We start from the raw sequence: 9,172 nt of genomic DNA on the forward strand, positions 1-9,172 counted from the left end.
CTCAGGGCGTTGCTGCCTCGGCTTCGGCAACCCGCGGCGTCTTCTTCTGCAGGTTGAGCAGGTTGCCGGCGAGAATCAGGGCCGCGCCGCCGGCGGTGAAGACGTCGATCTGTTCATGATAGAGCAGCCAGCCGACCAGCGCCGTCAGTGGCACGCGCAGGAAATCCATCGGCGAGATGATGGTGGCGTCGGCGTGGGTGAGCGCACGGGCCAGGCAGAAATGCGAGGACATGCCGGTGAAGGCGATGACGAAGATCCACGGCCAGAGGCCGGGCGAGGGGGTGTGCCAGCTGTAGAGAGCCGGGATCAGGCCGACCACCGACTGGATGATCAGCATCCAGAAGATGATGCGCACCACGCTTTCGGTCTTGGTCATCGACTTGACCAGCACCATGGAGATGCCGAAGCAGACCGCGGCGCCCAGGACGACGAGGTGGCCGGGATCCATCGAACCGGCGCTGGGCCGCACGATGACGACCACGCCGATCAGGCCAAGCACGATCGCCGTCAGCTTCGAACGCGAAAGCCTTTCCCCCAGAAAGCTGACCGCGAATATCGCCGTCCAGATCGGCGTGGTGAACTCGATCGAGATCAGCACGGCGAGCGGAATGAGGGTGAGCGCATAGAGCCAGGCGGCCTGGCCGGTGTAGTGGATGACGTTGCGGGCGATGTGAGCGAAAGGACGTCCGGTGCGCATTGCGGCAAAACCGCCGTTCATCATCACCAGCGGCAAAAGGATGAAGAAACCGATCACCGAGCGCAGTTCCAGCACCTGGAAGACGTTGAGCTCGGCGGTCGTCTCGCGGCCGGCAACCGACATCGCCAACATCGAGGCGATTGACAGAGCCATCCAGAATGCGGCTTTTGGGATCGAGGGAGCGGGCGCCATTTGGGCGCCTATGTCGCAAGCTTGGACTTGGGCCGCAACCGTTAGTGGCGTCATTCCACTGGGCCAGCGAACAGGGGTGTCAAAAAACCGTCATGGCGACGGCGGAACCTTGCGGCCGCGGCCCCCGTTAAATCCACGCTTCCGCCTTCCTTCGGAAGGTGCCGGTCGAAACCGTGTCATACTTTTCCTGGAATCATTACCAGCGATCGCGAGAGGGGAACGCCTTGATGAAATCGACTGCCGCCTTGCTGGCCGCCGCCTGCCTTTTGTGCGCGACGGGCGCGCATGCCGACGAGGCGGCCTTTCTGCGTTCGCTGCAGGGAAAGTTCTCCGGCAAGGGAACGGTCAGGATAAGAACCAACATGCCGGTGATGAACATCAATTGCACCTTCACCTCGGACGCGACGGCGAATTCGCTGTCGCTTGACGGCACGTGCCGCGCGCTGCTGATCATGTCGCGCGAAATCCGCGCCGACCTGAAGGTCAGCGGGGCGCGCTATACCGGCACCTATATCGGCTCGCGCAGCGGGCCCGCGGGGCTGAGCGGAAGCCGCGAGGGCGACGCGATCAATCTCGACATCCATTGGGCGAAAATCGTCAATGGCGACCGCGACGCGGAACTGACTGWCGAGAAGGTCGGGCCGGACAACATGCGCATGACGGTGACCGACATGGATCCGGCGACCGGCAAGATGGTGGTGACGAGCCGGATCGACCTGAAGCGCAGCTGATGGTTCACTCTTCAATCGGCTCGGGCGGATTGGCGGCGCGGCCCTTGCCGAACGTATAGCCGGTCTCGACGGCTTTCCTGCCGAACTTGTCGCGCAACGTGTCCATTGCGCCCTCAGCCAGCGCGCGCTTGCGCGACTGCACGTCGACCAGATCGGGCGGATCGGCCTTTTCGTCGTCGGAGAGGTCGCTGACGCCGATGCCGAGCAGGCGGAATTTGGTGCCGTCGGTCTCGCGGCGCAACAGGTCGAGCCCGGTCTGGAAAATGCGGTCGGCCAGCCGGGTCGGATCGCCGAGCTGGCGGTTGCGGGTGCGGGTCCTGAAATCCTGCGTCTTCAACTTCAGCACCACCGTGCGTCCGGCAATGCCGGATTTCTTCAGCCGCGCCGAGACCTTTTCGGAGAGCCCGCGCAGCACCGGCACCAGTTCCGCCAGCGCGGCGATGTCGGTGTCGAAGGTGGTTTCGGCCGAGACGCTCTTGGCATCGCCGTCGGGATCGACCGGGCGATCGTCCTCGCCGCGCGACAGCCGATAAAGCCGGTCGCCCATCACGCCATAGCGGCGCATCAGGTCGCCGCGCTCCATGCGCTGCAATTGCGCGATCATGCGGATGCCGTCGCGCTCCAGCGTCGCGGCCAGCGCCTTGCCGACGCCCCAGATCATCGTCACCGGCTGCGCGGCGAGAAAGCTTGGCGCTTCGACTTCGCCGATCACCGAAAAGCCGCGCGGCTTGCGAAAATCCGAAGCGATCTTGGCCAGGAACTTGCAGTAGGAGAGGCCGGCCGAAACGGTGATGCCGAGCTCCTTTTCCACGGTCTGCGCGAAGCGCGCCAGCACCAGCGCCGGCGGCATGCCGTGCAGCCGCTCGGTGCCGGAGAGATCGAGGAAGGCTTCGTCGATCGACAGCGGCTCGACTTGCGGCGTCAACGCCTGCATCAACGCGCGGACCTCGCGCCCGACGCCGACATATTTTTCCATATTGGGCGGGATCACCACCGCTTCGGGGCACAGTTCGAGCGCCTTGAACATCGGCATGGCCGAGCGAACGCCCTGGATGCGGGCGATGTAGCAAGCGGTGGAGACGACGCCGCGCCGGCCGCCGCCGACGATGACCGGCCTGTCCTTCAGCGCCGGATTGTCGCGCTTTTCGATCGCCGCGTAGAAGGCGTCGCAATCGATATGGGCGATCTTGAGCCGGTAGAGCTCGGGATGACGGACAAGGCGCGGGCTGCCGCAGCGATCGCAGCGCCGCGTCTGCGAGCGCTGGAGCGCCAGGCAGTCACGGCAAAAACCGTGTTCGGGATTGTTGACAGGAGCCGCCATCGCTGCGAACATAAAGAGAACAAACGCAATGGTACGACAGCGCAAGGCTGGCAACAAGCTTGGCCTGGGGAGAACGCATGAGCACGACCATAGCACCGCTGACCCCCGAGCTCTGGCCCGATTTCGAAGACCTCTTCGGCAAGCAAGGCGCCTGCTACGGCTGCTGGTGCACGCATTTCCGGCTGGCGCCGGCGGAGCGCCGCGCCAGCGACAAGGAGCGCAACAAGGACCTTATCAAGGCGCGCATCGAGGCAGGCCCGCCGCCGGGCCTTTTGGCCATCGAAGACGGCAAGGCTGTCGGCTGGATGCAGGTCGGTCCGCGCGCCGACGTGCCCGAGTGGAACAATCAAGGCAGGGGCTCGGCGCCGGTCGATCCTGCCGATGCCGACGACCCGGACGTCTGGGCGATCTCGTGCTTCTTCATTCGCGTCAAGGCCAGGGGCCGCGRCATTACGCATCGTCTCGTCGAGGGTGGCATCGCCTTCGCCCGCGAGAACGGCGCCAGGCTGCTCGAAGCCTGCCCGATCGACCTGTCGCGCGATTCGCGTTCGATCGGGCTTTTCGTCGGCTCGTCGCGGGTGTTCGAGAAGGCCGGCTTCGAAAGGCTTGTGGAACGCAAACCCGGCCGGCCGCTGATGCGGCTGGTGCTTTAGCCAGCTGCGCTTTTGCCCTACAGTCGGCGTCTTGCGGCTGTAACGCTTCTTGCCTACCAGAAGCGCAAATCATTCTTCCGGGATAACGGAGAACCAACGTGAAGCGTATTTTGCCCCTTGCCTTTGCCCTTGCGCTCAGCGCRCCAGCTCTTGCCCAGACCGTCGACGATCAAGGCGCGAAAAAGCTTACCGATGATCTGGCGCATTATTTCGGCAGGCAGGGTTTCGATATCGGGCTCTTGAAGATCACCGCCGACGGCGATGCGTACAAACTCGCCTTCGATTTCAAGCCGCTCGTCGCTTTGCTGGCGAAACAGGACTCCTTCAAGTTCGACGTCACGCCCTACGACATGCGGGTCAAGCCACGCCAGGACGGGCAGTGGGACGTGTCGGCGGACACGTCTTTGAATGGCTCACTCGATTTCAAGGGCCCTGAAGGGCCGCAACACATGGATTTTTCCGTGTCGAACAACAAGTTCGCCGGGATCTACGACCCCAGCCTGGCGGCCTTCGTGAGCGCTACGGGGTCGATGGACGCCATGACGATGAAGACCCGGGAGCCGAAGCAGGAGGCGGATGTCTCCGCAGGTGCGGGCACCGCCACAATCACTTCGACAAAGTCGGCGAGCGGCGGCATCGATTTTACTCTGGCTGAAAAGATTTTGAACTTCGCCGAAGTCGTCAAAATCAACGATCCCGAGCGAGGATTGAATTTCCCGGTCACTCTCAATGCCCCGGAACTTTCGGTGAATGCAAACGGTAAGGGTGTTCGGACGAAGCCGCTGATGGACCTGCTTGCTTTTGCCGTTGCTAATGAAGACGAAGCCAAATTGAAGGCAAATCAGGCCGAGCTTAAGTCGCGTCTCCTTGCTGCGCTGCCCGTCTGGGAAAGAATCGACGGAACGTACGCCTTCAAAGATTTCGCGATGGAGAGCCCAGTCGGTAAGTGGGGCGCGAAGCAGTTGAACATGGCTAGCGGCATGGACGGCGTCTCTCAGAGCGGCAAGATCAATTATGGGATCAAGGCCTCCGGTCTGACGATCCCGCGGCAATTGTTGCCGGCCTGRACCGCCCCGTTGGTGCCGACCGATATCGACCTCAACTTCGGCGGCGCCGATATCGATCTCGATACGATGGCGAAGAAGGCGATCGAAGCCTTTGATCTCAATAAGAAACCGCCGCTGTCGGATGAATTCGGCAAGGCTCTGGTCGCCGATTTCAAAGCCAAGAAACCCAAAGTCATCCTCGGCCACTCGACCGTGAAGAACGGCGATATCGAAGTCGCGCTGGAAGGCGAGATGACGTTCCCGGGCGGCGAAAAGCCCGATGCGACCGTGACCGTCGATGTGGYCGGCTACGACAAGATCGTCGATGCCCTGAAGGAAGGCRCCAAGAGCGATGAGCAGATGGCGCAGGCCTTCCCGTTCGCGCTTGCCGTCAAGGGTTTTGRCAAGACACTGCCGGATGGCCGCCTGGAGTGGGTGATCGACACGAAAGCCGACGGCTCGGTCAAGGTTAACGGCGCCATGCTCAAGGGGCCGGATGAAGTCCAGGACGACAGCGCCGGTCAGGATGACAATTCGGGCGGTGACGGCGCCAACGGAACAGACAATTCGACCGGGGGCGACGATTCGGACGGCGGCGACAATGGCGGGGCCGGCGCGAAGCTGCAACCCTGAGCGCTTGCGCTAAAGCCCGAGCGCGGCCGCGATCTTGGGCGCGGCCTCGCGCCAGTCCTCGACCGAGACGATGTCTTCCGGCGTTGGCGGCAGGAAGGGGCGCAGCGAATTGTCGGCCATCAAATGGAAGAGGTGGGCGTCGGCCACGGAATTGCGCGCCGAGACCAGGTTGGAGGGCTGGTCGTCGACAAAGGCGACCGGCCGACCCTTGAGGCCCCGCAGTTTCGCGATGGCCGGGYCCTTGGCCATTTCCGTCGTCAGCAGCGGATAATTTAGCCCCAGCGCGTCGAGGTGCGCGCGGCGCACGCCACGATGCTTGTGCGGCATCGCGGTCAGCAGGACGATCTCGGCGCCTTGTCCAAGCATTGCCAGGGCGTCCGCCGCGCCCTCGGTGATGCTTTGYCAATCCGCCTGGGTGTCGAAGAAATCGCCGAGCAGCGCCGTCACTTCCGGCTGTTCGATCAGCCGCCCGGTGGCCGTTTCGGCAATGTTGCCGGTCAATCGGAAGGACGAGAGCGTCAACCCGAAGCCGCGCGTTTTGAGGAAATGCGGGAAGGGCCGGACGAATTCCAGCACGACATCGTCGACGTCGAGCACCAGCAGCGGCYGGTCGTCGGCGGCAAGCTCCTCGATCTGCCGCGCCGTCTCCGGATCGTCGCTCATGTCGAGCGCTCGTGATCGTCGTTGCCGAGCGGGAGCGCGCGCAATGCCTTGCCGAYGGCGGCCGGCGGCGTGCCGGTCTCCTCGGCAAAGCGCAGCAGCGTCGGCTCGTGGGCAAGGATGAATTGCAGCACGCCGGCCAAGAAGCCGGGCTCCGCGGCGGCCCTGCGGATCGAGTTCGCCTCGATGCCGGTGATCGCCAGGAAGCGCGGCAGAAGTTCGGGATCGGCGGCGACGAAGCCCAGCGCCTTGACGGCAATGGTTTCCGCTTCCTCGCGCATTGACGCTGCGTTCGCCATCATTACCTTTGGAATGGTGGATTTTTTTGAGTCTCCTTCCGCAGTAACGGCAAGCGTCGCTTGCGGCAAGCCTCCGCTCTCTCCCGTACAACGTCCGAAGGTGGAAAATGGTGCAGCTTTCCAACCTCCGGTTTCCGTTTCGTCAATCATATTGGGCTAGAGTGGAAAAGGGTTGGGTGCGGTCCGAAGGGGACGCATTGCGACGGCCTTCGGCTTCGAGGGCGGTCGGGACGGGAAACTGATGGCTAAGAAGGTCATGATCGTCGAGGACAACGAGCTCAACATGAAGCTCTTTCGGGACCTCATCGAAGCCAGCGGTTACGACACGGTTCGCACACGCAACGGGCTGGAGGCGCTGGATCTCGCGCGCCAGCACCGGCCGGACCTCATCCTGATGGACATCCAGCTGCCCGAAGTCTCCGGCCTGGAAGTGACGAAATGGCTGAAGGAAGACGACGAGCTGCATTCGATTCCGGTCATCGCCGTCACCGCCTTCGCCATGAAGGGCGATGAGGAGCGCATCCGGCAGGGCGGCTGCGAGGCCTATATCTCCAAGCCGATCTCGGTGCCGCGCTTCATCGAGACGATCAAATCCTATCTGGGCGACGCCTGATGCCCGAGACCAGCAGAACCGGAGTTTTTTGAGATGACAGCGCGGATCCTCGTCGTCGACGATATCCCCGCCAATGTGCGGCTGCTGGAGGTTCGGCTGCTTGCCGAGTATTTCGAGGTGCTAACCGCCAGCAACGGTCCGGATGCGATCGAGACCTGCGAGAACGGCAAGGTCGACGTGGTGCTGCTCGATGTGATGATGCCTGACATGGACGGGTTCGAGGTCTGCAGACGCTTGAAGAGCGACCCGGCGACCTCGCATATCCCCGTTGTCATGATCACCGCGCTCGACCAGGTCTCGGACCGGGTGCGCGGCCTCGAGGCGGGCGCGGACGATTTTCTGACCAAGCCGGTCAACGACCTGCAACTGATGACGCGTGTGAAGAGCTTGGTCAGGCTGAAATCGCTGACCGACGAGCTCAGGCTGCGCGCCTCGACAACGCGCAATATCGGCATCGAAGAGCTTCTGAGCCGCGATTTCGCGACCGGAGACGCCAAGCCGAGAGTGCTCCTCGTCGACGAGCGCAAATCTTCCGTCGAACGCATCCAGAAGATGTTGCGCAACAGCGCCGAGCTCGATGTCGCGACCGATCCGAACGCAGGGTTCTTCCAGGYCGCCGAGACGCCGTATGAATGCGTGCTGGTGTCGACTGCCTTCACCGGCTTCGATGCGCTGAGGCTCTGCTCGCAATTGCGTTCGCTCGACCGCACCCGCTTCCTGCCGATCATGCTGCTCGCCGACGAAGGCGAGGAGGGCCGCATCCTGCGTGGCCTGGAGCTCGGCATCAACGATTACCTGATCCGGCCGATCGACCAGCACGAGCTGACGGCGCGCCTGCGCACGCAGGTGCGGCGCAAACGCTATAACGACCAGTTGCGCGCCAGTGTCGCGCAGACCATCGAGATGGCGGTGATCGACGGGCTGACCGGGCTGCATAACCGGCGCTACCTCGACAGCCATCTGCAGACGCTGTTCGATCGAGCCGTGGCGCGGCGGCGGCCGCTGTCGGTGATGATCACCGATCTCGATCGCTTCAAGTCGATCAACGACACTTATGGCCATGACGGCGGCGACGATGTGCTGCGCGAGTTCGCCAGGCGGCTGCGCAAGAATGTGCGCGGCATCGATCTCGCCTGCCGCTTCGGCGGCGAGGAGTTCGTCGTGGTGATGCCGGATACCGATGGTCCGGTCGCCGAGAAGGTGGCCGAACGCATCCGCGCCGAGATCGCGCAGGCGCCGTTTGCGGTCGGCAACGACGGCAAGACGATCGAGGTCACGGTCAGCGTCGGCGTGTCTTCGTTGCTGAAAGGGACCGACAGCGTCGCGGCGCTGATGAAGCGCGCCGACCTTGCGCTCTATGAAGCCAAAAGCGGCGGTCGCAACCGCGTCGTCGCCAAGGCTGCCTGAAGCGCGCCGCGATCTTTCAGGATTTGCTCATACGCTTTATATTTCAACCTCGCGCATGTCTTTGTCCCGAAACCAATCGCYACTTCGGGAGGGATGCCTGGGAAAGGCGCCGATTCCCGGCGGTCTGAACAGGGTTACGAATTTACCTTAACCCAAGCGATTCGCGAGCGGTGGTTAAGAAATGGTTGATTTTTATAAGGTCTTGCGCAAATCTGCGACGCATAGACAGAAGACGGAGCCGGCACGAGGGTAGACTAGCCGGCTCGATCCAAAAATACCCCATGATGCTCAGGTCCGCCGCATCTCCTGGGTCCGTGGGGTCGGCCGGCCGGCGCTGGCACATAGTGGCCTCCTCGTACCGCTGCCAAACGCCGACCGGCCCCCTTTTCTACAAAACCCGCGATCGGAATCTTGCGGACAGCCGCTCGACTCCTCGATCGGCCGATYCTTTCCATAGCTTTGCTTGACGCAATTCCTGCCGCAAAACCGTGTCGGGCTTTTCCTGGAATTGGCCCCAAAACAAAAACGCCGCCCAAAGGGCGGCGTTTTGATTTCTCAGGATAACCAGATTACTTGATCTTGGTTTCCTTGAACTCGACGTGCTTCTTGGCGACCGGATCGTACTTGCGGAACGAGAGCTTGTCCGTCTTGGTGCGGCTGTTCTTGCTGGTCACGTAGAAGAACCCGGTGTCGGCGGTCGACAGAAGCTTGATCTTGATGTTTGCGGCTTTGGCCATGATGTTCGTCCGTTAATGTTCGTGGAGTTTTGGCCGCTGGAGCACGGGGAAAACACCCGGACGCGGGAAACTTGGCGCGACACATAAAGAACGCGCCCGGAAAGTCAAGCCCGGGTGCCTTCCGAGTGTCGTAAGCACATGAGTTGTCCGGGTTAGGTAGCACACGAGTTGTCCGGTTTTATC

At 62.5% G+C, this 9,172-nt stretch carries 10 protein-coding genes; 5 read left to right on the plus strand and 5 right to left on the minus strand.

Translation table 11 applies throughout. From position 1 onward, the window contains the following. Position 1: 1 nt before the first annotated feature. Positions 2 to 889, minus strand: a complete 888-nt coding sequence (locus tag LCM4576_RS10680; RefSeq protein WP_071032058.1) for a DMT family transporter — start codon at positions 887 to 889, stop codon at positions 2 to 4. Between the two features lie 227 nt (positions 890 to 1,116). Between LCM4576_RS10680 and LCM4576_RS10685 the strand changes: the two genes are divergently transcribed. Further along, entirely contained in the window at positions 1,117 to 1,620 is a 504-nt protein-coding gene (locus LCM4576_RS10685) for a hypothetical protein (protein ID WP_071032059.1), read from the plus strand. Positions 1,621 to 1,624: 4 nt separating this feature from the next. Here LCM4576_RS10685 and LCM4576_RS10690 read toward each other — a convergent pair whose 3' ends face one another. After that, on the minus strand, positions 1,625 to 2,953 hold the full coding sequence (locus LCM4576_RS10690) for a DNA polymerase IV (RefSeq protein ID WP_071032060.1): 1,329 nt from the start codon (positions 2,951 to 2,953) through the stop codon (positions 1,625 to 1,627). Positions 2,954 to 3,018: 65 nt separating this feature from the next. Between LCM4576_RS10690 and LCM4576_RS10695 the strand changes: the two genes are divergently transcribed. After that, positions 3,019 to 3,594, plus strand: a complete 576-nt coding sequence (locus LCM4576_RS10695) for a GNAT family N-acetyltransferase (protein ID WP_071032061.1) — start codon at positions 3,019 to 3,021, stop codon at positions 3,592 to 3,594. 98 nt (positions 3,595 to 3,692) lie between these two features. After that, on the plus strand, positions 3,693 to 5,273 hold the full coding sequence (locus tag LCM4576_RS10700) for a hypothetical protein (RefSeq protein WP_071032062.1): 1,581 nt from the start codon (positions 3,693 to 3,695) through the stop codon (positions 5,271 to 5,273). A 9-nt stretch (positions 5,274 to 5,282) separates the two neighbouring features. On the opposite strand, the gene LCM4576_RS10705 is transcribed toward LCM4576_RS10700, so the two are convergent. Then, positions 5,283 to 5,936: a hypothetical protein gene (locus LCM4576_RS10705; RefSeq protein ID WP_071032063.1), complete on the minus strand. Its 654-nt coding sequence runs from the start codon at positions 5,934 to 5,936 to the stop codon at positions 5,283 to 5,285. After that, a complete protein-coding gene (locus LCM4576_RS10710) occupies positions 5,933 to 6,232 on the minus strand; it encodes a DUF3572 domain-containing protein (RefSeq protein ID WP_071032086.1) in 300 nt (99 codons plus the stop codon). Before LCM4576_RS10710 ends, LCM4576_RS10705 begins: the two co-directional genes overlap by 4 nt. Positions 6,233 to 6,473: 241 nt before the next feature. Here LCM4576_RS10710 and LCM4576_RS10715 point away from each other — a divergent pair, with 241 nt between their 5' ends. Both LCM4576_RS10715 and LCM4576_RS10720 read left to right on the plus strand, forming a co-directional pair. Then, the gene (locus LCM4576_RS10715; protein ID WP_040995610.1) at positions 6,474 to 6,845 is read left to right on the plus strand and encodes a response regulator; all 372 of its coding nucleotides are present in this window, start codon (positions 6,474 to 6,476) and stop codon (positions 6,843 to 6,845) included. 33 nt (positions 6,846 to 6,878) lie between these two features. Further along, positions 6,879 to 8,252, plus strand: a complete 1,374-nt coding sequence (locus LCM4576_RS10720; protein WP_071032064.1) for a PleD family two-component system response regulator — start codon at positions 6,879 to 6,881, stop codon at positions 8,250 to 8,252. Positions 8,253 to 8,821: 569 nt separating this feature from the next. Here the strand turns inward: LCM4576_RS10720 and rpmG are convergent. Beyond that, complete coding sequence (gene rpmG / locus LCM4576_RS10725) at positions 8,822 to 8,989, minus strand: 50S ribosomal protein L33 (RefSeq protein ID WP_006201775.1); 168 nt, start codon at positions 8,987 to 8,989, stop codon at positions 8,822 to 8,824. Between the last annotated feature and the right edge of the window lie 183 nt (positions 8,990 to 9,172).

This window comes from Mesorhizobium sp. LCM 4576 (assembly GCF_001854815.1).
GTDB lineage: Bacteria > Pseudomonadota > Alphaproteobacteria > Rhizobiales > Rhizobiaceae > Mesorhizobium > Mesorhizobium plurifarium.

Bases quoted from the DNA above. Each gene is read 5' to 3' on its own strand.
- LCM4576_RS10680 (WP_071032058.1), bottom strand. From the start codon at position 889: ATGGCGCCCGCTCCCTCGATCCCAAAAGCCGCATTCTGGATGGCTCTG.
- LCM4576_RS10690 (WP_071032060.1), bottom strand. From the start codon at position 2,953: ATGTTCGCAGCGATGGCGGCTCCTGTCAACAATCCCGAACACGGTTTT.
- LCM4576_RS10715 (WP_040995610.1), top strand. From the start codon at position 6,474: ATGGCTAAGAAGGTCATGATCGTCGAGGACAACGAGCTCAACATGAAG.
- rpmG (WP_006201775.1), bottom strand. From the start codon at position 8,989: ATGGCCAAAGCCGCAAACATCAAGATCAAGCTTCTGTCGACCGCCGAC.